The organism is Nocardia sp. NPDC004582 (genome assembly GCF_053602115.1).
Genome location: NZ_JBSGCY010000071.1, coordinates 1 through 23,699 on the forward strand (window position 1 = coordinate 1; position 23,699 = coordinate 23,699).

General features: G+C 67.3%; 25 protein-coding genes. 11 read left to right on the forward strand and 14 right to left on the reverse strand.

Annotated features, from left to right (window positions below; translation table 11 throughout):
* The first annotated feature begins 97 nt into the window (after positions 1-97).
* Positions 98-340, forward strand: a complete 243-nt coding sequence (locus ACWELJ_RS20105; RefSeq protein ID WP_452367686.1) for a cyclodeaminase/cyclohydrolase family protein — start codon at positions 98-100, stop codon at positions 338-340.
* Positions 341-565: 225 nt separating this feature from the next.
* Positions 566-1,312, forward strand: a complete 747-nt coding sequence (locus ACWELJ_RS20110; protein WP_452367656.1) for a L,D-transpeptidase — start codon at positions 566-568, stop codon at positions 1,310-1,312.
* A gap of 94 nt (positions 1,313-1,406) precedes the next feature.
* On the opposite strand, the gene ACWELJ_RS20115 is transcribed toward ACWELJ_RS20110, so the two are convergent.
* The gene (locus ACWELJ_RS20115; protein ID WP_452367657.1) at positions 1,407-2,255 is read right to left on the reverse strand and encodes a bifunctional 5,10-methylenetetrahydrofolate dehydrogenase/5,10-methenyltetrahydrofolate cyclohydrolase; all 849 of its coding nucleotides are present in this window, start codon (positions 2,253-2,255) and stop codon (positions 1,407-1,409) included.
* Between the two features lie 289 nt (positions 2,256-2,544).
* Here ACWELJ_RS20115 and ACWELJ_RS20120 point away from each other — a divergent pair, with 289 nt between their 5' ends.
* From ACWELJ_RS20120 to ACWELJ_RS20130, 3 genes are read left to right on the forward strand one after another with little or no spacing between them, the layout of a single operon-like run.
* Complete coding sequence (locus tag ACWELJ_RS20120) at positions 2,545-3,405, forward strand: YdcF family protein (protein ID WP_452367658.1); 861 nt, start codon at positions 2,545-2,547, stop codon at positions 3,403-3,405.
* 57 nt (positions 3,406-3,462) lie between these two features.
* Positions 3,463-4,407, forward strand: a complete 945-nt coding sequence (locus ACWELJ_RS20125; RefSeq protein ID WP_452367659.1) for a methyltransferase — start codon at positions 3,463-3,465, stop codon at positions 4,405-4,407.
* Between the two features lie 44 nt (positions 4,408-4,451).
* Positions 4,452-5,027 (forward strand): GNAT family N-acetyltransferase, encoded by a 576-nt coding sequence (locus tag ACWELJ_RS20130; RefSeq protein ID WP_452367660.1) that lies wholly within the window; start codon positions 4,452-4,454, stop codon positions 5,025-5,027.
* 73 nt (positions 5,028-5,100) lie between these two features.
* Here the strand turns inward: ACWELJ_RS20130 and ACWELJ_RS20135 are convergent, their stop codons facing one another.
* From ACWELJ_RS20135 to ACWELJ_RS20160, 6 genes are all read right to left on the reverse strand, one after another.
* Positions 5,101-5,640 carry an ester cyclase gene (locus ACWELJ_RS20135; RefSeq protein WP_452367661.1) on the reverse strand — a complete coding sequence of 180 codons (540 nt, stop codon included), beginning with the start codon at positions 5,638-5,640 and terminating at the stop codon, positions 5,101-5,103.
* A gap of 82 nt (positions 5,641-5,722) precedes the next feature.
* Positions 5,723-6,223 (reverse strand): hypothetical protein, encoded by a 501-nt coding sequence (locus ACWELJ_RS20140; RefSeq protein ID WP_452367662.1) that lies wholly within the window; start codon positions 6,221-6,223, stop codon positions 5,723-5,725.
* 25 nt (positions 6,224-6,248) lie between these two features.
* Positions 6,249-7,313: a hypothetical protein gene (locus tag ACWELJ_RS20145; protein WP_452367663.1), complete on the reverse strand. Its 1,065-nt coding sequence runs from the start codon at positions 7,311-7,313 to the stop codon at positions 6,249-6,251.
* An 884-nt stretch (positions 7,314-8,197) separates the two neighbouring features.
* The gene (locus tag ACWELJ_RS20150; protein ID WP_452367664.1) at positions 8,198-9,385 is read right to left on the reverse strand and encodes an SPFH domain-containing protein; all 1,188 of its coding nucleotides are present in this window, start codon (positions 9,383-9,385) and stop codon (positions 8,198-8,200) included.
* A gap of 189 nt (positions 9,386-9,574) precedes the next feature.
* The gene (locus ACWELJ_RS20155; RefSeq protein ID WP_452367665.1) at positions 9,575-9,784 is read right to left on the reverse strand and encodes a DUF397 domain-containing protein; all 210 of its coding nucleotides are present in this window, start codon (positions 9,782-9,784) and stop codon (positions 9,575-9,577) included.
* On the reverse strand, positions 9,774-10,673 hold the full coding sequence (locus ACWELJ_RS20160) for a helix-turn-helix domain-containing protein (protein WP_452367666.1): 900 nt from the start codon (positions 10,671-10,673) through the stop codon (positions 9,774-9,776). Before ACWELJ_RS20160 ends, ACWELJ_RS20155 begins: the two co-directional genes overlap by 11 nt.
* Before the next feature lie 178 nt (positions 10,674-10,851).
* On the opposite strand from ACWELJ_RS20160, the gene ACWELJ_RS20165 reads away from it, so the two are divergent.
* The 3 genes from ACWELJ_RS20165 to arfB all read left to right on the forward strand — a co-directional run bounded on the left by ACWELJ_RS20165 (position 10,852) and on the right by arfB (position 12,435).
* Entirely contained in the window at positions 10,852-11,241 is a 390-nt protein-coding gene (locus ACWELJ_RS20165; RefSeq protein WP_452367667.1) for a hypothetical protein, read from the forward strand.
* A complete protein-coding gene (locus ACWELJ_RS20170) occupies positions 11,219-11,533 on the forward strand; it encodes a hypothetical protein (RefSeq protein ID WP_452367668.1) in 315 nt (104 codons plus the stop codon). The genes ACWELJ_RS20165 and ACWELJ_RS20170 overlap by 23 nt, the downstream gene beginning before the upstream one ends.
* A 473-nt stretch (positions 11,534-12,006) precedes the next feature.
* Positions 12,007-12,435 (forward strand): alternative ribosome rescue aminoacyl-tRNA hydrolase ArfB, encoded by a 429-nt coding sequence (gene arfB / locus ACWELJ_RS20175; RefSeq protein WP_452367669.1) that lies wholly within the window; start codon positions 12,007-12,009, stop codon positions 12,433-12,435.
* A 37-nt stretch (positions 12,436-12,472) separates the two neighbouring features.
* Here the strand turns inward: arfB and ACWELJ_RS20180 are convergent, their stop codons facing one another.
* Positions 12,473-13,126, reverse strand: a complete 654-nt coding sequence (locus tag ACWELJ_RS20180) for a hypothetical protein (RefSeq protein ID WP_452367670.1) — start codon at positions 13,124-13,126, stop codon at positions 12,473-12,475.
* An 18-nt stretch (positions 13,127-13,144) separates the two neighbouring features.
* Here ACWELJ_RS20180 and ACWELJ_RS20185 point away from each other — a divergent pair, with 18 nt between their 5' ends.
* The gene (locus ACWELJ_RS20185) at positions 13,145-13,309 is read left to right on the forward strand and encodes a hypothetical protein (protein WP_452367671.1); all 165 of its coding nucleotides are present in this window, start codon (positions 13,145-13,147) and stop codon (positions 13,307-13,309) included.
* A 300-nt stretch (positions 13,310-13,609) separates the two neighbouring features.
* On the opposite strand, the gene ACWELJ_RS20190 is transcribed toward ACWELJ_RS20185, so the two are convergent.
* From ACWELJ_RS20190 to ACWELJ_RS20210, 5 genes are all read right to left on the reverse strand, one after another.
* A complete protein-coding gene (locus ACWELJ_RS20190) occupies positions 13,610-14,122 on the reverse strand; it encodes a DUF4231 domain-containing protein (RefSeq protein ID WP_452367672.1) in 513 nt (170 codons plus the stop codon).
* Positions 14,123-14,125: 3 nt separating this feature from the next.
* Complete coding sequence (locus ACWELJ_RS20195; RefSeq protein ID WP_452367673.1) at positions 14,126-15,751, reverse strand: esterase/lipase family protein; 1,626 nt, start codon at positions 15,749-15,751, stop codon at positions 14,126-14,128.
* Positions 15,752-16,337: 586 nt separating this feature from the next.
* Complete coding sequence (locus ACWELJ_RS20200; protein WP_452367687.1) at positions 16,338-17,228, reverse strand: SAM-dependent methyltransferase; 891 nt, start codon at positions 17,226-17,228, stop codon at positions 16,338-16,340.
* 413 nt (positions 17,229-17,641) lie between these two features.
* Positions 17,642-18,469 (reverse strand): SDR family NAD(P)-dependent oxidoreductase, encoded by an 828-nt coding sequence (locus tag ACWELJ_RS20205; RefSeq protein ID WP_452367674.1) that lies wholly within the window; start codon positions 18,467-18,469, stop codon positions 17,642-17,644.
* A gap of 34 nt (positions 18,470-18,503) precedes the next feature.
* Positions 18,504-20,075 carry a succinic semialdehyde dehydrogenase gene (locus ACWELJ_RS20210; RefSeq protein WP_452367675.1) on the reverse strand — a complete coding sequence of 524 codons (1,572 nt, stop codon included), beginning with the start codon at positions 20,073-20,075 and terminating at the stop codon, positions 18,504-18,506.
* An 89-nt stretch (positions 20,076-20,164) separates the two neighbouring features.
* Between ACWELJ_RS20210 and ACWELJ_RS20215 the strand changes: the two genes are divergently transcribed.
* Positions 20,165-20,866, forward strand: coding sequence for a TetR/AcrR family transcriptional regulator (locus ACWELJ_RS20215; protein WP_452367676.1), 702 nt, complete (start codon positions 20,165-20,167; stop codon positions 20,864-20,866).
* A 71-nt stretch (positions 20,867-20,937) separates the two neighbouring features.
* On the opposite strand, the gene ACWELJ_RS20220 is transcribed toward ACWELJ_RS20215, so the two are convergent.
* Entirely contained in the window at positions 20,938-22,197 is a 1,260-nt protein-coding gene (locus ACWELJ_RS20220) for a glycosyltransferase (protein ID WP_452367677.1), read from the reverse strand.
* Between the two features lie 250 nt (positions 22,198-22,447).
* On the opposite strand from ACWELJ_RS20220, the gene ACWELJ_RS20225 reads away from it, so the two are divergent.
* A complete protein-coding gene (locus tag ACWELJ_RS20225) occupies positions 22,448-23,644 on the forward strand; it encodes a hypothetical protein (RefSeq protein WP_452367678.1) in 1,197 nt (398 codons plus the stop codon).
* Positions 23,645-23,699 lie beyond the last annotated feature (55 nt).

Below are 23,699 nucleotides of genomic sequence, written 5' to 3' on the forward strand. Positions count from 1 at the left end.
CGATACCGCCAGATCAGCCCGACGACGCACATCCCCAGGGCCGCGTACGGGACCGCGACCCACAGCAGATAGTCCTTGGCGGTGAGCGTCAATGTAGATCCTCTCCCTCGCAACCGAACTGCTGCCCATCGGCAACCCGAACGTGGTGACCGATATCGGCGCGGCGGCCGACTGCGCGCGTTCGGCGGCGGCCAGCTCGCAGCTGAACATCGCGATCAATGTGGCCTCGCTCGAGGCGGGCGCGGGCGCGGAGTTCGCGCCGGTGCTGAAGCAGATCGAGGAAGTCCTCGCCCGCGCCGACGCGCTGCACAACGACGTAGTGGCGGCCATCACGCGCTGATCACGCGAATCCGCCCTTCCGGTGCCCCGTTCCGAGCAGGAGCGGGGCACCTTTTTGTGCCGCGACCTGCATGGTCCCCGCCACCTCCCACTACCCGATGAGGCGAGTCCGACAAAGCACCCACGCCGGGACATTTGTCACGAACCGGGTACATTTCCGGATGGAAGTCAAGATCAAGTCATACGCTGAGGAACCCAGCCCCACATCTCTCGAAGGGACGGAAGAATGCGGAAAGCGATTCGCTCTCTGTTCGTCGCAAGCTTCGTCGCCGCGGCGGCCGCGTTCGGTTCCGGAGCCGCCGGTGCGGCCCTCCCGACCTCCAATCTTCCAGCGGTCCAGGCGATCTCGCCCAGCGCGGGACAGGTGGTCGGCATCGCCGCCCCCGTCACCGTGCGCTACGCGGACGCGGTCACCGACCGCGCCAAGGCCGAACGCGCCCTCGATGTGCGTGCCGAGAACTCCCTCGCGGGAACGTTCACATGGCTCGACGACCGGCAGCTGACGTGGACCCCGCAGCACTATCTACCGGTGTCGTCCCCGATCACGGTGTCGACGGGACGCGATCAGATCAAGTTCCAGACCAATGGCGGCACCACCGCGGACGCGGACATGTCGAACCACACCTTCACGGTCTGGGTGAACGGCGTCGCCCGCACGATGCCCGCGTCGATGGGCAAGCCGGGCCGTGAGACCCCGGTCGGCACCTTCCCGGTGATGTCGCGCGAGCGCTCGGTCACCTTCGACTCGCGGACCATCGGCATCCCGCTCAACGATCCGGAGGGCTACCTGATCACCGGTGAGTTCGCCGAACGGCTGACCTCCGGCGGCGTGTACGTCCACTCCGCCCCCTGGTCGGTGGATTCCCAGGGCAACGCGAACGTCAGCCACGGCTGCATCAACCTCGCCCCCGCCGACGCCGAGTGGTACTACGACAACGTCTCCATCGGCGACCCCGTCACCACGCACTGGTGAGGCACCACCCGGACAACCGGTAAGGCACCACCCTTGGATACGAGACCAGGGAGCGCTCGGCGCTCCCTGGTTTTCGTTCGTCGAGCGTCGTTCGTCAGCGGCCGGATTCGGCGGCCTGGACCACGTGGCGCATGAGCAGCGCGGTGGTGACCGGGCCGACGCCACCGGGGACCGGGCTCAGGGCGGACGCCTTGCCGGTGACCGAATCGGCGTTCACATCGCCGGTGATGTTGCCGTTGTCGTCCTCATTGGTGCCGACGTCGATGACGACCGCGCCCTCGCGGACATGATCGGCGGTGATGAGGCCGGCGCGGCCGACCGCGGCGACCACGACATCCGCGGCCGAGGTGACGGCGGGCAGGTCGGTGGTGCGGGAGTGCGCGATCGTGACGGTCGCGTTCTCGGCCAGCAGCAGCTGCAGCAGCGGCTTGCCGACCACGTTCGAGCGGCCGACCACCGCGACGTGACGTCCCTGCAGGGGCACCTGGTGGAACTTGGCCAGCTCCACGACCGCCTCGGAGGTGGCGGGCGGGAAGCCCGGCAGGCCCGCGGCGAGCAGGCCCAGCGACAGCGGGCTCACGCCGTCGACGTCCTTGCCCGCGGCGATGGCGGAGCTGACGTCGTCGAGGCCCACGCCCTTGGGCAGCGGGGTCTGCAGCATGATCGCGTCGATCGAGGCGTCCCGGGAGAGCTCGGTGAGCTTGGCGCGGATCTCCTCCGCGGTGGCGTCGACACCGAGATCGATGTTCTCGCAGGTGATTCCATTGCGTTCGGCGGCGCGGTTGAGCGACTTCACGTACCAGGCGCTGGCCGGGTCGTCGTTCGGGATCACGAGCGCCAGGCGCGGTGCGGCGCCCTGCTCGGCGAGGGCGGCGGCGCGCTGCTTGGTGTCGGCGTTGATGGCGGCGGCGAGTTCCTTGCCGATGAGCGAAGTCGTATCCACGGGTGCACAGCTTATCCGCCGCGAGTCCGCGTCGCCCACACTCGCGTGTCTGACTGTTTGCTACGCGCCGCCCGGACTGTTTCGTCCCGCCTGTCCGGATCGCTCGCCGGCCTGCTCGCGCGTTCCCAGCGTCACGCCGGACCAAACTTGCGAAACCAGTTGGGCAAATACCCGACAACAGCTGTGGACAGTCGTATCGTGTCTCCATCCGGCACTGGGCCACCGATCAGCTAATGGCGTGGCTCCGCCCGTGAACGCATGCGTGACACCCTCCGAAAGGTCGACAGCAGTGCAGATCGCCAGGCGTTTTCCCACTCTGCTCGCGGCGGCGGCCGCGACCATCGCCATTCTCGGCACCGGCACCGCGCACGCGGATCCCGCGGCGCTGTTCAACTCCGCGCAGGACAACTTCACCAGCGGCAACGAGGCGGCCGGTCTGGCCGACCTGCGCCAATTGCTCAGTGAATCACCCGATGACGCGCACGCCCTGGCGCTGCAGGCGATCTGGTCGGACTACACCGGCGACATCATCACCCGCGAGCTGGCGATGAACCGTCTCAACGCGGTCGACGGGCGGCTGGCCGACGGCACCCGGAACCTGTTCCGCGCCATCGGCGCCGCGGTCGGCACCCTGCCCAACCCGATCCCGGCCATCGCGGGCCCGCAGACCGGTATCGCGGTGCTCGGCTACGGTCTGCTCCCCGACGGGGCCATGCGCCCCGAACTGGTGAACCGCCTGCAGGCCGCCTGGCTGCAGGCCATCGCCTCCCCCTTCTCCCCCATCCTGGTGACCGGCGGCAACCCGCAGAACGGCATCACCGAGGCGGCGGCCATGCAGGGCTGGCTGATCGGCCACGGCATCCCCGCCAACCGCATCCTCACCGACCACCGGGCGGGCTCCACTGTCCAGAACGCGCTGTTCGGCGTGCAGATGCTGCGCGACGCGGGCGCGACCAGCGCCATCGTGGTCACCTCTCCCAACCATATTCGCCGCGCGGTGGCCGACTTCATCGTCGCGGGCATGCCGGTCGTCGGCGCCACCACCTCCCTCGAACAGCTCGTCTCCCAGCTCCCCCCGCCGGCCCGCAGCGGCCAGCGCGGCATCTACCTCGACACCACCCGCACCCTGCGCATTCCCACCGAACGCTGACCCCGCCGTCGGGACCCGCCCGCTTCCGGCGCGGGTCCGGACGTGCACAATGACGCGGTGCCCGCTTCCGACACCGACACCCTGGTCGCACGCCTGCGTGCGGCCGGTTGTGTCTTCGCCGAGGACGAGGCCGCCCTCCTGCTCGACGCGGCCACCGACGCCGACCACCTGGAAGCGCTTGTCACCCAACGCATCGCCGGATTCCCCCTCGAACACCTGCTGGGCTGGGCCGAGTTCCGCGGCGTCCGCGTCGCCGTCGCCCCGGGCGTCTTCGTGCCCCGCCAGCGCACCGGCTTCCTCGTCGAGCAAGCAGTAGCCCTGGGCCGCAGCATGATCCGTCCAAAGAGGAGTTCGCCCACCGGGGATCACCTCGCCGGATCGCTGCCCAGCCCGTCCAGCCGACCAGCGGAGCTCGTTGCGGCCCGCGGGTCCGTGCCCGGCACGGACACACACATTGCAGCCGCGACACCGCGGCCTCGTCCGGGATCGACGTTGGTCGCGCTCGACATGTGCTGCGGCTGTGGCGCATTGGGGCTGGCCTTCGCGAAGGAACTCGCGAACGCCGGCATTCAGGTAGAACTGACGGCCACCGATATCGAGCCCGCCGCCGTGGCCTGCGCGCGGGAGAACCTCGCAGCTCTCGGTGCGCGAGTGTTCGAAGGTGACCTGTTCGACGCCGTACCCTCGGATCTCCGTGGGCGCGTGCACATTCTGCTCGCGAACACGCCCTACGTGCCGTCCGAGCACATCGCCGGGATGCCGCCGGAGGCTCGGGATCACGAACCTCGCCGCGCCCTCGACGGAGGCGCGGATGGTCTGGACGTACTACGCCGCATCGCCGCCGTCGCGGCCGACTGGCTCGCACCCGGCGGACACCTGCTCGTCGAGGAGAGCGAGGAGCAGGCCCCGGTCGCCGCGGACATCATGCGCGCCCACGGCCTCACAGCCGGCATCGTCGAATGCGAGGACATGGGCGCGACCGTGGTAATCGGAACGCGGTGAGAACAGTGCCATTCCAGTTCCGTGGTGGGGCTACCGTCTGAGGCATGCCGATGATCACGCCGCCGCCGGGTGGTCTTGCCGATGATGTTGTGGCATTGCGCCTTTGGATCGCGCCCGATTTCGAGCAACGGTTCGCGGGGTTTCGAGATCCGAGCTGCATGGCGTTTTCCTGGCCCTTGGTCGAAGCCTTCGCCGAGGATCATCTGCGGGCACGGTTCATCGAGGAGGAAGCGGAGCGTCTGCGCGGGGAAGCCGTCAGTTTCGCGATCGTCGATACGAATGATCCCAGTCGTATCTGGGGTGGCGCTTCGATCTATGACGTCGACTGGAACGCGGGGCGGGCGGCGGTCGGCTATTGGGTCGCCGCGCCCGCTCGGGGGCAAGGTGTGGCGAGCCGGTCGGTGCGGCTACTGGCCCGATGGGCTTTCGCTGATCTGGCGGTGATGCGACTGGAATTGACCTGCGCACCAGATAATCGGGCCTCCCAACGGGTCGCTGAGCGGTGTGGTTTCGTGCGAGAGGGCGTGTTGCGGTCGCATATGCCCTTTCAAGGTCGACGACGCGACACGGTGGTATTCAGCCTGCTCCCCGGCGAGTTGGGCGAAGCCGTGGGTCAGTGATTCAATCCGTTTGCATAATCACGCTGATGAGCGCCGACATGGACGGATCAGGTCGATTGTCTCCCAACCGAAATCAATGAGACCGGTCGTCGTCGTGTGCGGCCTTGCGGGCGGCGGTCAGGGCGCGGCGCATGCGGAGCAGGTAGATCGGGTTGGGTGGGACCCAGCCGAGTTGGGTGGCCTGGCCGATGTCGTCTCGGTTGGCCCAGTGTTCGATGACCTTGCCGTCGGCGATGCGGATCCAGTGGGTTTGGGTGACGGCGAAATGCTTGCCCGTGGGCGGGAACGCCTGGTCGGGTAGGGCGTCCTGGTCGTAGGTGACGAAGGTGCCGGTGTGGCGGCCGCTCATGGTGGCGTGCAGGACCACCAGGTCGTTGTCCGCGACGGCCTCGTGGATGTCGAAGTGCAGGTCGCTGAACGCGGAGCGGAGCCACAGGGCGGTGGCGTAGTAGGCGGCCGGGCCCTTGCCGCGGGTGGCTGGTGGTTCTGCCGAACCTTCGCGGTTGATCGATTCGGGGTGGATGACCGCTTCGAAGTCGGCGAGCTCGCCGGTGGGCATGAGCTCGACAGATAGCATGGCGACCTGCTTGGCGTTCGCACCATTGCCGGTCATGATTGCCTCCCGTCATTGGACACGACTGGCGTCCCCACAGTGTGCGCGCACGCCGTGGGCACTCGCGGCGGTTCCTGGTGAATCAGCCCGCTTCCAGGGATTTGCGGATCTCGGCCTGGATCTCGAGTTGCGCCCGCGCCGCCGTCAGCCCGGCGGTGACGTCCGCGGCGGTGCGCTGGGTGGCGGCCGAAACGTAGTGCGCCACCGCGGCTTCGATGGATTCGACGGCCTGGGTGGCGGTCGCCCGCTGCTCGGTCAGGGCGGCGGCGGGCAGGGCCGACATGGCGACCAACCGGTCGTCCCAGGCCAGGGCGGCCTGCTCGAGTTCGGCGCGCAGCACGATGGTGGCGGCGCCGTCGAGGGTGTTGGCGGTGTGCAGGGCCCGGATGGCGTCGCGCAGGCGGCGGTGCAGGCGCGGCTCGGGGTCGTGCGAGCCCGCCCACGAGGCCGGGGCGCGGGTGGGGGTGCCCGGCACCACCTGGTTGGCGGCGGCGGTCGTGGCGCGCTGACTGCGCGACACCAGGACGATGCCACCGGCCACGGCGGCGATCAGGATCAGCGCGATCGCTACGAAGATCAACACGGTCGGTTCCGCTCTGCTCGGTGGGTCATCGATGGGTGGTGGGACGGGGCGGGACCACGGTGGAGTGGCTCGGCCCGCTCGGATGGTGGGTGGGCGTGTGATGGCCGCGCGCGACCGCGAACGCCACCACCACCGCGACGATCACGGCGAGCACCGCCAGGATCGCGGCGATGATCTTGGCCTTGCTCCATGGCCGGTCACCGGACACCTGCCCGGTCAGGCCGTTGATGTACACCTGATAGGTCTTGTCCAGGTAGACGACCGTGAGCAGCCAGATCGGCAGCAGCACATGCTTGTACGCCAGCCGGTTCCAGTTGGTGTTCAGCTCGTGGATGCGCTGGTGGTCGCCGCCGATGTCGGCGCGCACGCTCGACTCGATGGCCGATTCGATCCGCTGCTGTGCCTCGGGGAACGACTCCTCCGCGTCCTTGTCATAGGTGCGGCACAGATGCCCGGCCACGAATTCCGGTGAGTAGGCGCGCGCCTGCTCCACCGGCCACGGCTCCAGCGACCGGATCCGATCCCGGTTCAGATTCTCGTTGGCCAGCACCGGCAGGTCGGCGAACTCGTTGCCGATCTCACCGGCCACCGGATGCCACCGGGTGTGGGTCTCGTAGATCGGATCCCCGTCCTCGTCGGTCCCGACCCGCACCTGATAGTCGTCGCCGCGCTCACCCTGATACCAGCTGGCGGTATCGGCGTCGTAGGTGAAATACGCGGTGTACAAGCTCGAGAACGCCCCGATCCGCCGGTACTTCCGGAAGTTGGACGGCGCGAACCATCGCTTCGACACCCACTTCTCGACCAGTTCCCGAGCCTGCTTCTCCCCCACCAGGAACGGCACCACACCGTCCACCGGCAAGCGGGCAGGCGCGTTGTGCACGTCGTCACGCTGGATCGGCGTAGCACAGTACGGGCACCGAGTAGCGGTCAGACTGCCATTGAATCCGGTTGTCCCACCGCAATTCTGGCACTTCACCTCCCATTCCCCGGTCACCTGCGGCCCCGCCGCCTGCCCCTGCAACTCCCGCAACGCGGCCATGGCGGGCCCCAGCTCCCGAGCCTCCACCGGCACATTCGGCGCGGTCACCGGCGACCGGTTCCCGCAGCTGGGACACAGCAAATCCTGCCCGGCCGGATCGAACACCAACTGTGCGCCACACGCCGAACACGGATACGTCCGAGTCATCTCGGTGCTGTGCAACATGGCCCGATCCGGAGCCGCCTGCGGCGCAGACCTCCTCTCCGAGGCCGGAGCCTCCGGCGCGCCGGCCCCCGGCACGAATACGGGCGCTACCGTCACCGGCTGCGGCATCGCACCCACAGGCGCCTGCATCGGCTGGTACGGCGAGTATCCCCCGGGAAGCGGCGGCGGCACAGCAATTCCCACGCCCCCACCTGTGGGCGGATCGCCCGCGGGACCGTGCAACCCCTGCAGCGGAACAGGGCCTTGCCCCGGCCCGGATGCCGGAAGCGCGGGCGGCATGGACGACGCCACGCCAGAGTGGCCGGGCAGTGGCGGCGGCACCGCTCCACCCTGTGCCATCGGTGAAGCTCCGCCGTGGCCTAGTCCGGAGCCCGGAAGCGGCGGTGGCATCGTCGGACCGGGTTGCGCGGCACCGGGCAGGGGCGGCGGGCCGGACGGGGTCGCCGCCTCGCCGCCGGGGTTGGCCGCGACGGGAGGGGTCCACGGGCGGGGTTCGGCGGTGTGCGGGGCGGCGTCGCTGCCGGGGAGCGGGGGCGGGCCTGCGGGGTGCGGTGGGGGCTGCTGGTCGTTCATGTGCGCTCACTCGGTGCGGCGGACTCGACGGTCACGCTATTGCGGTGGAAGGTGTTTCGGGACGCACCGAGTTGTCGGGCGTTCGATCTGGTGGGTGACCGGCTGGATTCGAGTACGGCGAACCGACCCGTCGGCGGTCATGGGCCGACGGGTGGGCCGAGCGGATACAGCCGGGTCCGGTGGGGTGGGTGCCGTTACTGCGGCGGCAGCGGCGGCGGAGTGCCGGGCAGCGGGGGCGGGGTCGCGAAGAGGGACTGCAAAGCCGGGACGGTGGAGGCCGGGGCCCAACCCGCCATGCCTTCGGCCCACACATTGGTGTCGCGAGTGAGCTGGCCGCCCGAAACGTATTGGCGTAGCTGGTCGATCGGGAACGGGCCCGCGGCCTGGCCGCCGTTGTCGAAGTGGAACTGCTGCTGGCCCGGCAGCGGCGGCGGGGCCTGCTGGGGCGCGGGCTGGGCGTAGCCGCCCTGCTGGGGCTGTCCGTATCCCGGCTGCTGCGGCTGCATGCTGCCCTGCATGGCGCCCGCCATCTGCCCGCCGAGTACGACGCCCATGCCGGCCTGCATGGCGGCTCCCATTCCCCCGCAGGGGTTCTGGGCGGCGGCGAGCATGGCGTCGGCGGCCTGCATCTGCTGATAGCGGTTGAGGTCAACGTTGTTCATGAACCCCCCGGCTTCCACGCCCCGGGCGACGCCGCGGGTCATGGCCTGCTGGATCTCCTCGGGCAGCGAGATGCTCATGGTGACGCCCTCGACCCCGACACCGAAGCCCGCCAGGCGCTGCCCCACGAATTCACGCAGCTTGTCGGACAATTCGACCTGGCGACCCTGCAGGTCGATGGCCCCGAGCCCGCTGGCCAGCACCATGTCGGAGAACGCGAGCGCGACATTGGCCCGCAACTGCTCGCTGAGCGCCTCGGCGTCGACCTCGGCGTTGGTGCCGATCATCTGCCGCAGGAACACCTCGATATCGGTGACCCGCACGTTCGCGGTGCCGTTGGCGCGGATCTGCACCATCCGGAAGTCGGGGTCGCGCACGGTGACGGGCTGCGGTGTGCCCCACCGCATATCGGTGACCGCGCGGGTATTGACGTAGTACACCTCGGACCGGAACGGCGAGTTGAACCCGTGCCGCCACCCCTGCAGGGTCGACATGATCGGCATGTTCTCGGTGGTCAGCGTGTAGTGCCCGGGCCCGTACTTGTCGGCGAGCTGCCCGCGGTACACGAAGACGGCCTGCTGTCCCTCCCGGACGATCAGCTCCGCACCGTTCTTGATCTCGTTCTCGTAGCGTGGAAACCGCCAGGCCAATGTGGTCCGGCTGTCATCCAGCCATTCGATGATGTCGACGAATTCGCCGCGGATCATGTCGAACAGGCCCATCGAGCTCTCTTTCCTCCCTCAGGCGCGACCGCAGCCCGCGCCGAGTATGGCACAGGACAGCGACGCGCCGGTCACCGTCAGATGGCTATCGAGCCAACCACGAGCGGTGTTAATGATCCATGAACGACCAAGGCCCGCGCGGACTTTCCCGCGCAGGCCATAGCGATTCGCTACCGTTCCCGGCGCGGCTCACGCGGGCGCGCCGAGCCCCCCACCCGCCACACCGGCGGTGAAGGCGTCCCACTCGCCGGGCGCGAACACCAAGGCCGGACCGGTCGGATCCTTGGAGTCCCGGATGCCGACCACGCCCCCGGCCAGAAACGCGACCTCCACGCACTGAGAACCGGTTTCGCTGCGGCTGCTCTTGAACCAACGCGCCTCGGACAGGTCACCGTTCACGATCGAACTCCCTAGCTACCTGGCGGACCAGGTCTCGCGTACGCACTTCATCCAATGTTTCGGCTCGAATGGCCGCAGCCAGCTCACTGTATCGCTGGACGTCCTCGAGCCTCTCCACGTACAGATCGCTCGTCAACCGCCCTTCGACGTAGACGACCGGCGGCTCGATCTGGTTGTTCTTCGCATCCGTGCCGAAGTCGAGCAGCACGAACGGGCCGTGTTGAAAGCCCCAGGTGTATCCGGCAGCGTATGGCTGGATCCGGACGATCACATTCGGCCGGGTGCTCAGGTCGGCGATGTGCTTGAGCTGCGCGGCCATTACGCGCCTTCCACCGACGACCCGCCGCAGCGCCGCTTCGTTCAGCAGTACTTCGACAGTCAGTGGATTGGCCTTGCGGGTCACCATCACCTGACGCTGCAACCGGATATCGACGCGCCGATCGATGTCCTCGTCATTGTCGAAGCCCGGAAAGGTCCGGAACAACGCGCGCGCATAGTCGGAGGTCTGCAGCAGTCCCGGAATCTGCTCTTGATACGTGATCAGGCGGCGAGCGGACCGCTCCATGCCGACGTACATGTTGAAGGCGTCGCTGAAAAGGCCTCCCAGAGAGAAGATCCCACCCTCGTCCTTGGCCGTCGCCGCCCGGAACGCCAGCCCGACCGCCTGCTCGGTCTCTTCGGCGTCCACTTCGTAGAGCGTGCACAACTCGCGGACGTCCTGTCGTCGCGGCTTCACCGTGCGACCGGTCTCGAGGCGCTGTAATGCGTTGAAGCTGAGCTGAACTTGGACCGCGGCCTGTTCGAGGGTCAACCCGGTCGCCTGGCGTCGTTCCCGCAGAAACCTGCCCAGTTGCCGCCGCAAGAGGGTCGGCGATACGTCCTCTGCCATCGATGCTCCCCGGAGAAGTGAATACACCTGTCACAGAATCTGAATGCTGCTACGCGCTGGATCTGGGTCCCACCCTGGGATTTCAGACTACCTAATCTGAATATTCAGATTCTTGGTTTTCACGAAGGTCCTCACTGGTCTCCTTGACGGACAGCGACGACACCCGAGGTAGGTGACGATGTCCAGCAACAACCCGTGGTCGGTGCAGGCGATCATCGACCGGATCGAACGAGAGAAGCGTCAGGCCACCGAATCCCGACCGGCGGTGGATCGGACCGCCGGGGTGGGGTACGCGGTGCGCGGGCTGTGGTCGTGCTATTCGGACCCCGGCGAACTGACTGCCGCGCAAGCGCATATCGCGATGCAGCTGCACCTCGGCTGCGGAGTCGGCACCTGTCTGGTGCGACGGCGGGCCCGCACCGCCTTGGTCTCCGCCGGGCGCATGGTTCTCGACCCACGCGCGCAGCGGTCTTCGGCGACGCCGCGCCGATCCTTGCTCACGCTGCTGCGCGCCGCCGCATTCGCCTACAGCACACTGCTTTTCGGTGGCCGCCATGCCGTGCGATGACGCGGACCTGGTCGAGATCCAGGTCATCCAGGATGTTCTCGACGCCATCGAGGCTCGCCTGCGCGACCGCGAACGCCACGGCTGGCACTTGATCGTCCCACGCACCCGCGTCTACGCCGCTCTGCTGCACGCGGTCGTGGTCAGTGCCCGTGAATCGCATCGCCTCCCAGCCACACTCGACCACGCCACGATTCTCGACACGATTCTCGATGGCGTCGAACCCGACAACCGGCATGGGGTCGCACACCCGATCGAGGACGTGCTCGACCACAGCACTGTGCCGGTCAACTGAATGACACGCAGCCACCGCGTACCGACATTCGTTCCCGCGCAACCGATATGCGGGGTGCGCACGACATCGATCCAGTTGCCGAGATCCTCGATGAGATCCAGGGCCGGGTACAGGACGGGGCGCAGTGGACGGAGTCTCGACAGCGCTACCACGCGTTCGACGAGTGGGGCGGGTCGGCGGATGAGCAGCCGGGTGCGTTCCTGGCCGGGGCTGCGGTCGTGGACCCAAACAGGCGCAGGGCGGCGTCGATGATCTGTTGGCGAGTTTCCTCGCCGCGCGCGGTCGCGGGCTCGGGGCGGGCCAAGTGTGAGCGCGGCGACATCAGTGGAGCGTTGCTTCGGTTGCCAGGATCGCGGCCGGCCTGCTTGTCCCGGGTCGACAAGGTCGTCGCTATCGTGAACGACAGGGTCACCACTCGGTCGCAACCGACGTGGCCCGGCGAACCCGCGAATCGAAAGGTGCGGCGTCAGAACATGGCAGAGGACCTGACCGTGACCCGGACGCTGGTAATACCCGCGTCCGAGTTGCGCGAGCGGTTCTCACGGTCGTCCGGCCCGGGAGGCCAGCACGTCAACACCACCGACAGCCGGGTAGAGCTGTCATTCGACCTCGCCAACTCACCCTCGGTCCCGGAGCGGCTGCGCACCCGGATGCTCGACCGCCTCGCCACCCGACTGGTCAACGGGGTACTCACGATCGCCGCATCCGAGCAACGCGCACAGCTTCAGAACCGTGCCGCCGCCCGCGAACGCCTGGCCGCGCTACTCCGTGACGCCGCCGCCACCCCACCACCGGATCGCCGCGCCACCAAGCCCTCCCGCGGCGCGAAGGAACGCCGCATCGCCGCGAAGAAGCGCCGCGCCGTCACCAAACGCAACCGACGCGTCTCCCCCGACGACTAGCCGACCAGTTGTCATCGCGGCCGTGGATGACCGCGAATCAGCTCGCGGGGATCTTGACCTCGATTTCCCCGCCCAGGTGGTAGCCATCGGCGAGGCGCAGGTTGTCACCACTCCAGAACCGGCCCGGGTCATACCAGTTCGGGCGCTTCTCCGGCAGCAGACCCATGCCCTGGTAGGTCATGGCGACGATCTCGGCGCAGTACGCGTTCTCCAGTCCCGCAGGGGTTTCGGGCGTGGCCGGGCGTTTCGGGCGCGGTACCCGGCCGCGCAGCCATCGTCCCGCGAGCGCGGTGGTGGAGGGGAAGGGCATGCCGTCCAGCCTCGCCACCATCCGCAGCGCGGCATCCTCCATCTCGCGGGTGACCGGCCGATCCAACTGGCGGATCCACGCTTGCTGCTCGTACACATTGGCCCAGCGCATGACCGCCGCCCGCAGGTCGTGCAGCTGGGCCCCGCGATGGTTGTTGCCCGACCAGACGTCGGGCAGCGAACGGCCGAGCTCGGCGTGCCAGATCAAGGCGGGGAGATCATCGATGACCACTGCCATCCCGACATGGTTGACCGGACTGTTCGTCAGTCCCCGAATCGCGCGGTCGGCACCGGAATGCCCACGGAACAGCCATAGATCACCGGTCCTGGTGAGCTCCACCGCTTCGTCCAACCCGATACTCGACACCGCTTCGCGTGACACAACAGCTAGCCTAGGCGCATGCGATGGTGGAAGTGGCTCGGCTTGGCAGGCGCCGCGGGTGTCGCGGCGACCGGCGTGGTGATCGTGCGCTCCGAACGCAAACGCCGCGCCTACACCCCCGACGAGATCCGAGACCGGCTCCACGCCCGGCTCGGCGCCGACCAAGCCCCGCGCCCGGAGTGAAACCTCCCGCCACCTTGCACCGCCCGATCCGCAGGGCATGAGAGTTGCTGCGGCGCAACTCACTTGCGCGCCCACCAACGTCCGGACCAACATCGCGCAGCTGGCCAGGCTCGCCGAACAGGCAGCGGCGGACGCCGCCGAGTAGTGCGCTGTCCACGAACGTTCGCCGGGTTCGGTGACACACCGATGGAATCGGGCTGGGCATGTGAATCAGTGTGAGGTAACGGGTATTTCGCTCTACCACGGCGCCGAGCCGTTGCAGGCGGTGACGGAGCCAGCGGCAGAGACGTCACAATGTAGTTAGGCAGCCGGATTGCTGCCTTGACCCTGCCCGGACTGCAGCATTCGTGCCCAGCTTGATGTTTCGCCCGCGACAATCGACTCGACCCGTGTGACCAACTCGGCGGAGGCATCCGATGAATTCTGATAGGGAGGTGCCCCGGTACTCCACTTAATGATCTCTGCTTGGAGAGCTACGAGTGTCTGGCTCGACCGGATCCAATTCTCTCCCCACCGGCAAAGATGGCGAAGTCCGCCCACTACGACGACGAGCGCGCCAAGAACCGCGCCGATTGTGGACCGGGCACCGAACGCAGCCGCGACGGGTATCGCTGCAGAAAACAGGATTACTGCGAACTCGGCAGTGTAGAAAGCCTTCCGTTGAAATAGAGCATTTGATTCATACCATTCGATTCGTTTACGAACGCTCTCTGGCAGTGGTGCGTGGTCGTTGTCGGCGAGGTCACTCCACCAGAATTTGACGGTTCGTGGTCGGCGGGGTGGCTTGGCCGGTGCTGCAGAGCTTGCGGACATCGGTCAGCCCTGCGCTGTTGTCGGTTTGCGGTCAGTGATCGTGATCACCAGCATCGCGGTGTCACCCAGAATCGGCAGCGCCCGCGCTGGGGCCGGCATGGGCAAGTCGAACTGCCAACGGCCCTCGGCGGTGTGCGTGATCTGACATGGGTTCGGAGTGATCGGATCTTGCTGGTCGATTTCACCACCGACCTCGCTGTTCCACGCCACCCAGGCCTGCAGGGCGTCGCCCGCGGAGTTGGGTCCGACATCGAAAATCGCCGTGTCGGCCCAATCGGGGACCTGTTCGAGATGTTCGCTGAAATCGAAGCTGTTGTCGTGCTGGACCAGCTTGCCCACCCGCAGGGTGAGGCTGTACCGGGCTCGGCCCTGGTGCTTGGCCGCGGTTTGAACCGGCGCGCTGCTCGCGGCGCTCGTCGGGTCGAAGAGGAATGTGGTGAGCAGCGGCACCGGATCGTCGGGGCTGTCTTTGCGCTGCTGCAGTTCGGCGTTGAGCTGGATCGGGGTGTACTGGTCAGCACGTTGCTCACTGAGTACAACCGGTAGTCCGCGCACTGCGAGCCGCATATCGGCCTGCCAGAAGACCGGTGGCTGGCCATCATCAATTTGCGAATACGACGGCAGGCCAGCCAAATCGACACGCACCTGCCAGCGGCCGAATAGGAATCGCCGCAGGTTCTGGTAGCCCTCTTCGGAATTGACTTCACCGTAGGTGCCGGAGTGTGACTTGAAGACGAATGCGCGATGGGCCTTTCGCACGTAGGCATGCTCAATGCGTACCAACCCGTCACTCTTCGGTCCCACCGCCACTTTCGATACGCCGTAGTCTTTCGGGTCGGTGCCGATCAGGCAGAAGACGTTGTCGGTGTCGAAGACATCCGGCGGGATTGCCTGCGGATCCCAGCCCTCGGGGGCTAGCTCACCGAATTCGTGGTGTGGCGTCAGGTATCCGTACATCTTGTCCGGCGCAAAGATGTCCGCTCCGGCCGGCCCGATCGCTTGCTCTACCCAGTTGAGCGGGCCCGCTTGAAAGACAATGCCGCCGTGGGGGGTCCCGTACGTGAACAGCTTGGCGACGAGATTCGTCGCCGGGTCGTTTTTCTCGACGGCCACCTTCTGCATCATGCAGCGCGCGATCAGTCCGCCCATCGAGTGGGCGATCAGCACGACGCGCTTGTCGTCGCCGGCGTCTACCTTGCGCTGGATCAACTTGATCAAGTCGTACAGGCCGCTGGCCGCCGACTCGATGTCGAACCCTTCGGCGGTGAAGTGCCGTCCGATATCGGTGAAGATCCGCTTGATGAAGGGTCGACCGGACGGGGCGGTGAAGGTTGTCGCGGCTTGGTCATAGAACCGGTACACCCAGATCGAATCGGCGGCGACCGATCCATCGTCGCTGGTCGCCAAATAGCTGTGCTGATCGCCGTGCACAAGCAGCTGATACTGGTGATCGATCATCAACCGCAGCATCGGGCCCTCGAACTGGTAGAAGGCGGGCTCACCCGATCCGCTGACCCGAACGTGGGTGGCGCCCTTGTTGAAGCCGTAGAACGGGTCGTCGACCTGTGCGTCGATGCCCGCGGTGGGGCCCGCGTAGCCCCGGATATAGACAATCGGCAGATGCTTCACAATGCCTCACCAACAGTGGCCGGAACCTCGTGACAATGAGCGGCTGTCCACAGGCGCTCTTGCCCCTCAGCGCAATGATCTCGCCCACCGGAGCCATCGGCGTGAGTAGTTCACTACCCGAATCGGACCGCAATTGACCCGGCCGCCGTTCGACGCTCAAATCAGGTCACCGTCCGGCCATACGCACGGATCGGGTCTCGAAACCCCGAGACCTATCGTCGCTCGTCACCGGCCCTGCGTCCCGAGTACTGCGCTACCCCAATCTCTGCCGCAAGCAAGTTCATCCGGATGGCCGAAGGTGTCGCGGGATCGGCGGATCGGACCAGGACACCGCCGCGACCCTTGGGTGTCCAATACGAGTGCAACACCGACCAGCGCGGGCGCGAATTTGCGTCCCCGCGGGGTGGCGAGGGCATCACCGGGACTGAAACCAGCCGAATATCGCAGGCCACTCTGCTGGCGGAGGTAGCCGCGCGGCGCTCCAGCGTTCACAGTTGTCAATGGTGACCGGGCTGATCGCCGCGCCGTCGAGGTCGGGTCCGCTCACGTCGGCTCTTCAACTGGGCCGACTGGATGTGAATCAGGTTCACTGTTTCTCGGCGCGTGCGTATTGCCCCTGCCGCATGAGGTCGATCAGTTCGGCGGGCAGGTCGGTGATCGGGTGGGCGTAGGCGGCGGCGAGGTCGACGGGGGTGGTGATGTGGACCGACCAGCCGTGGCGTGACAGCCAGTCGCCTGGATCGGCGCGGGCGTCGTCGTAGAGGAGGTCGCTGACGTCCAGGTCGCCGAAGGGGTTGCTGCCGAAGAACTTTGCCTCCGTGTCGGCGAAGTGGTGCAGGTCCAGGCCGCGACTGAAGTCGTCGGCCGCCACGCTGCTGCCGGGCGCGGACAGCGCGTCGATGCGTTCGAACAAGGCGTCGTGCGCGAGACCCGGCAGGAACGGCAAGAGCCCCTCGGCCGACCATGCCGTCGGCCGGCCCGGATCGAATCCGGCGGCGATGAGCACGGCGGGCCAGTCCTCGCGCAGATCGACCGCCACCACGCGGCGATCAGCCTTCGCCACGGCACCGTGCTCGGCGAGAACCCGGTCCTTGAACTCGAGCACCCGAGGCTGATCAATCTCGAACACGACCGCGCCGGCGGGCCAATCCAGCCGGTACGCCCGCGCGTCCAGACCGGACGCCAGGATCACCGCCTGCCGCACACCTTGCTGAAACGCCGCGGCGAAGAACTCGTCGAAAAATCTCGTCCGAACGCCCATGAAATGCCCGAACCGCCTGACCTCGCCCACCGACTCCGGGTCGGCCAGCATGTCGACGAAGTGCGATTCACCGGCCGCTTCGACGAACCACGCCGCGTAGTCGTCGCGGATCATCGGCTCGGGATCGGCCGTCTCGAGTGCGCGAAACGCGGCGACGCCCAGGGCCGTGAGGCCCACGCTCGTCACGATGTCCCAACTATCCCCTTCGGTTCGCATCAAGGTCACCCCACTGGTGTCAGAGATCGTCCGAGTTATGTCGAGCGGAGCCAAACGTCCGAGTATCAACCCAGTCGATTCTGCGCCCATACGGTCGCTCCGGCAACCGACCAGACACCTTCCGTCGCCAAGCCCGGCAGGTATCCACGCGACATACATTTGCACCACGAAGATGCGGCCAACGACAGCCTGGGGATCAGTCCGGGATTCTCCGCCAGGTTCCCGGACAACCCTCAGATCTAACCTTCAGCAATGTTCAGGCATCCTCGAAATAGGACCTCTGCCGCATCTTCGGCCCGGGTGGATTCCGTCGCGATCCCTACCGGGCCCCGATAGCGAACACCACCCGGACCAGGCGGCCGGGTGGTGTCGATGCGTCGCGCCGGAGCGCGATCGCCGTTCGGCGCGAATCCCTACTTGCGCCCGGTGAATTCGTCCATCGAGTGGTAGACGCCCACCGTATTGAGGTAGAAGTCGCGCAGCTTCAGCGGGAGCAGACCGGAGATGGCGCGGTTGAGGCGGGAGGTCCAGGGCAGCACGACCAGCGCGGAGCCCTTCTTCATCTCGGTCCAGGAGGTGTCGACCACTTCCTCCTGCTCGAGGATCGGGGTGAACCAGAATCCCTTGGCGCCGTCGAACATTCCGGTGTTGATGTAGGTCGGGCACACCGTGGTGAACCGGACGTGGTCGGTGCCGGACTGCTCGAGTTCCAGGCGGACCGAGTCCGACCAGCCCAGGGCCGCCCACTTCGAGGCGGCGTACACGCTCATGCGCGGGTTGGAGACCAGGCCCGCGGAGGAGGCGATGTTCAGCACGCGCGCCTCGACGCCGGTGTTGGCGACCATGGCGGGCAGGAACTCGAGGGTGATGTACATGGGGGCCAGCGAGTTGATCGCCATCGTCTTGTCGATGTCGGCCTTGTTCGTGGTCTCCCAGAAGTAGCCGTTGCCGCGCACGATGCCCGCGTTGTTGACCAGCACGTCGATGCCGCCGACCTCGGCGCGCACGGCCGCGCCCGCCTCGGCGATGGCGTCACGGTCGGACACGTCCACCACGTAGTGGTGAATCCGGCTGCCGCCCAGGGCCGCCAGCTCGGCCGCGGTCTCCTTCAGTGCCGTCTCGTTGACGTCCCACAGCACCACGTCGGCGGCCTGCTCGGCCACCGCGCGGCGCGCGAACGACTTGCCCAGCCCCATGGCGGCCCCGGTGACCAGGACCTTCTTACCGGCTACGGTCTTCATACCCCTCTGTACCCCTGTCGGATGGTCGGCGGAATCACTTTTGCCGCAGTGTCTTCATGACGTTCAGGTAGAGCGTCATGGTCTTGGCCCACAGCTGCTCCGACATGCCCGGCAGCGGCGCGATGGGCAGCACGCGCTGCACCGCGATGGTCTGGGTGTCGATGTACTTCAGCAGGCCCTCGGGTCCATGGCGGCGGCCCGTGCCGGAGATGCCGAGCCCGCCCGACGGCGCGGCGACCGAACCCCACGCGGCGATGAAGCCCTCGTTCACGTTCACCGATCCGGCGTTGACCCGGGCGGCGACTTCGCGCCCGCGGGCGGTGTCGCGGCTCCACACGCTGGCGTTGAGCCCGTAGGCGGTGTCGTTGGCCTGCGCGACGGCTTCGTCGTCACTGTGGACGCGGTACAGCGACACGACCGGTCCGAAGGTTTCCTCGCGGTAGACGGTCATGCCCTCGCGCACACCCTCGAGGATGGTGGGCTCGTAGAAGTACGGACCCAGGTCCGGGCGGGCCTTGCCGCCGGCGAGGACGGTCGCGCCCTTGGCGACGGCGTCGTCGACGTGCTTGGCCACATTGTCGATCTGGCGCGGGAAGGTCAGCGACCCGATCTCGTAGCCGAAGTCGAGGGTCTTGCCGAGCGTCAAATCCTGGGTGTGCGCGACGAATTCGCGGACGAACTGGTCATACACCGTGTCGTGCACATAGATTCGCTCGATCGACTCGCACAGCTGCCCGGCGGAGGCGAAGCAGGCGCGCACCGCGATCTTGGCGGCCGCGGAGACGTCGGCGTCCTCGAGCACCAGCAGCGGGTTCTTGCCGCCCAGTTCGAGCGAGTAGCCGATCAGCCGCTCCCCCGCCTGCTGGGCGATGGTGCGGCCGGTGGCGCTGGACCCGGTGTAGTCGACGTAGTCGGCGCGCGCGATGACCTCGGTGCCGACGACCGCGCCACGCCCGAGCACGGCCTGCCACAGCCCCTTGGGCAGACCCGCCCGCTCGGCGATGTCGATCGCCCACAGCAGGGTCAGCGCGGTCTGATTGTCCGGCCGGCCGATGACGGCGTTTCCGGCGAGCAACGCCGGCAGCGCGTCGGAGGCGCCCAGCGCGAGCGGGTAGTTCCAGGGCGAGATGACCGCGACCACGCCCTTGGGCCGGTTGCGCACCTCCACCTGGGTCAGCACCGGCATGACGCCGCGCGGCTTGCGGTGCGCCAGAATCGATTTGCCCTCGGTGGCGTAGTAGCGGGAGTTCACCGCGACATCGGACACCTCGTCGAAGGCGTGCACCCGGGACTTGCCGGTCTCGAGCTGGACGATGTCGAGGATGGTGTCCTGCTCGGCCAGCACCAGATCGTGGATGCGGCGCAGCAGCGCGGCTCGCTCCCCGACCGGGACCTGCGCCCATTCGGCCTGCGCGGCGCGCGCGGTGGCGAAAGCGGCCTCGATGTCGGCGACCGAGGATTGCGGCAGGTCGGCGATCTTGGCGCCGGTGGCGGGCGCGAACACCTCGACCGAGGGCGCACCGCCCGCGACGGCATGGCCGAGCAGACGCTGGACCAGGTCAAAAGGCAGCGCATCGGCGGCGGCGAGCTGCGGGGCAGTCGTCATTGGTCGCCCTCTCGAAGAGTTGGATCCGGTGGAGCTCACTATTAACTGAACACCAGTGTTACATGAACACCAGTGTTAGATTAATAGACGTGACGCATGCGATGTCAAGCCCTCCGGCGGACAAGGCCACCCCCGCCCGCCGCGGCCGCCCCCCGCAGACGGAGCAGCAGGCCGACCAGGTGCGCGCCCGCATCGTGCTGGCAACCGCCGACGTGTTCGCCGCGCACGGGTCCCGCGGGCTGAGCGTGGCCCGCATCATCGAGCAGGCCGGGATCGCGCGGCCCACCTTCTACCGGTATTTCGCCAATGCCACCGAGCCCCTGCACGCGGTGCTCACCGTCTCCAACGACGACCTCGTCGGCGGCATCCGCTCGGCGCTGGAACGCACCGAGGAGCCGGTCGAGCTCGGCATCAACATGATCGAGGCGTATCTGCACTGGGCGGGCGGTCACGGCTCGATGCTGGCCCCGCTGTTCGCCGAACTGCACGATCCGGGCTCACCGGTGTCCGAGTATCGGAATCGGGTGGTCGACGACATCCGGGTGCTGGTGCGAAACAAGATCACCGGCCTGGGCCGCCCCGCCCCCACCGACCTCGAACTCGACACCGCGCTGCACACCTGCGAATACGTCGTCTTCCGCATCTCGGCGGCGGCCCCGCACGGCGAACCCGACCAGACCACCATCGACGCCGCGCGGTTGACCATGATTCGCGGCGTGCTCACGATGCTCGGCACCCGCCAGGACGTGGAATACGCGCTCACCGTTCCGGGACTGTTCGAATCAGCCTGATCCGGGCGATCTGACCCGTTGGCCCGGACCGGCGATCGAATGACGCACGGACGGAACAGATTCGATGCCGTTCAGTATGCGTCGAGGTGGGCCTCGATGAGTTTGACCGCGGTGCCCGCGCCGTCCTCCTGGGCGATCCGTTCCGCCAGCCGGGTGGCGTTGTCGCGGTAGAAGCTGTCGGTGGTCATCGCGTGCAGGGCGGAGACCAGGCGGTCGACCGAGAGTTCCGGCTGCGCGATGGTCGCCGGACTGACACCGAGTTCCCGCGTCCGCCGCGCCCAGAAACCCTGGTCGGCTTGGCCGGGGACGGCGGCGAACGGCATACCCGCACGCAGACTGGCCGAGGTCGTTCCGGCGCCACCATGGTGAATCGCGGCCGCGACCTGCGGGAACAGCCAGTCGTACGGCACACTGCCGATGGTCATCACATCCTCACCACTGATGTCGAGGTTCATCCAGCCCGTCTGCACGACCGCGCGGCCGCCGAACCGCCGCAGCGTCTCGTTCAGCAGCTCCGAGAATTCGGCGCGACGATCGCGACCTTCGGTGGTGCTGCCGAATCCGACGAACACCGGGGGCGGTCCGGCTTCGAGGAAGTCCACGAGTTCGGTCGGAGGCTCCCAGTCCAGCGGCCGCGGCGGCCACCAATAGCCGGTCACCTCCAGCCCCGGGCGCCAGTCCGCGGGCCGCGGCGACACACTCGGCGAATAGCCGTGCAGCACCGGCCATTCCGACGCGGTGCGCCGTCGCCGCAGTTCACGCGGGGACACCTTCGGCAGCCCCAGGTCCCGCCGGAAGTCGGCGACCGGCCCGCGATAGACGGTGTCGAACAACCAGGCCCCGACATCGGCCGTCAGCCGATTCCGGAACCCCCCGAAATCCTTGTCCCCGACCAGACTCGGCGGATGCTGCGTGGTCGCCGACAAGGGAAACAGCCGCAATCCGATCGCCGGAATCCCCTTGGCCTCGGCGAGCTGGAATCCCGAGAACTCGGTGATCGGACTGAGCAGCAGCGCGTCCATCGGCTCGTCGATCAGTGCCTCGATCAACCCGCTTCCCAGAAACCGCTGGCCCTCCGGCCAAGCCAGCTTCTCCGGCACCACCAAATCCTCGTGCCCGCTCAGATCGACATTGAACGGATCCGACTCGTCCACCTTGACGTCGGCCCCCATCAGCCGAAATTCGAGCCCCGCCTCGGTAATCAACTCCCGGAACAAACAATGCGCGGCGACCACCACCTCATGCCCCGCATCCCGCAACCGCAACGCCACATCCAGCAATGGCGCCACGTCCCCCCGGGTCCCCATCGCCGCAATAACCACCTTGCTCACGCGTCAACTCCTGCCCGACGAGACCCGATCGAATTCACCCCTCGAATATCGAATGCCCACTGCCACTTGGCAACCGATCGAACGCCCCAGTCAGGAGCGTGTCGCCCGCAGTCGACCACGGCCCCGGGCACCCCGGCCGTCCGGTACCACCGGCAGGGGTAGCGAACTCGACAGCCGCGAATCGGTCCGTTCGCGGGAGCCGGTAGCGTTCCGCAGGACAAGATCGACTCGGGGGAAAGGCACACTGCGCATGCATCGGATTTCACGGCCGTCGACACCGCGACTGCGTAATCGGCGCAGACGATTTCGGCTGTCCGCAGGCCTGGCGGGCATCCTGCTCACCGTGCCGGCCTGCTCGTACGGCAATGAAACAGAAACTCCGACCGCGTTCACCTCGCCGCCCTCGTGCGACGACGCCGACCGCTCCATACGGAGCGCGCTGCGCGAGTACGTCCCGAAGCTGTTCCAGGAGAACCGGCATCTGCGGACAGAGAGCACCAATTTGGCGGCCTACTCCCGATCGGTGCACTGCGAACTCGTCCTCGAGAATCCGATGCCGCGCACGGCCGACGTGCCCGCGGCCGGGCCACTGTCACGCACCATCGTCATCGACCTCGATGTCTCCCCGCCAAGGAGCGTCAGCACGACCATGAAGCCCAACCGGCCGGACTCCTACGTCCAGTCGACCACGCCCCTGTCCGGTGTGGGTGAGGAGGCACTGAGCTGGACCGGCCAGCAGAACCCGTTGTCCGACGAAGGCGGAGCCAGCGCCCGGATCGGCACGCTCCGTATGGACGTGCGAATCACCGGTGCGGACTGGTCCGGCGGAGACACCGAACCCGTGTGGACATCGCGCTATTTGAAGTCGGATCTTCGCTCGGGCGCGGAATCCCTCATCCGCGCACTGACCGCTGACCTCCCGGAGAACCTGCCGCGGACGACGCTCACCTGGCCACTGCCGACACCGTCGACGACCAGCCCTCCGACCGAAGAACCGCCCATCACCTCGTGGGATCCGTGCACGATCCCCGACTCCTCGATCACGGCCGCGGGGTTGGATCCGGCGAGTAAGAAGGTCGGTGGATACGGCAGTCTGGTCAACGGCTGGAATGCCTGCCAGTGGCACAAGGACGATTTCGACTTCTCGATCAGTGCCGGGTCCGATCGGTTCCTGTACGCCTACTTCTACCCCGGACACGACACCCGCTTCCGGCCGATCGGCATCGGCGGGCGGGTGGGTTTGAGCCTCCCGAGCGAGTCCTACAGCGAGCACAGCTGCAACCTCGCCTTCGACGCACCGCAAGGCGAGCGGGCCGGCGCACCGGTGGGTGCGGTCGAGATGGTCGTCTCGTCGTGGAGCGATCGACGCTACAGCCGAGATGAGCTGTGCGACAAACTGTTCGGCATCGCGGGCTCGCTCGTCGCACAGCTTCCACCGGGTCGCTAGACCGGGCGACCCACGGAAATCCGCTGGCCCGGTCCATGGGGCGGGATTCACAATC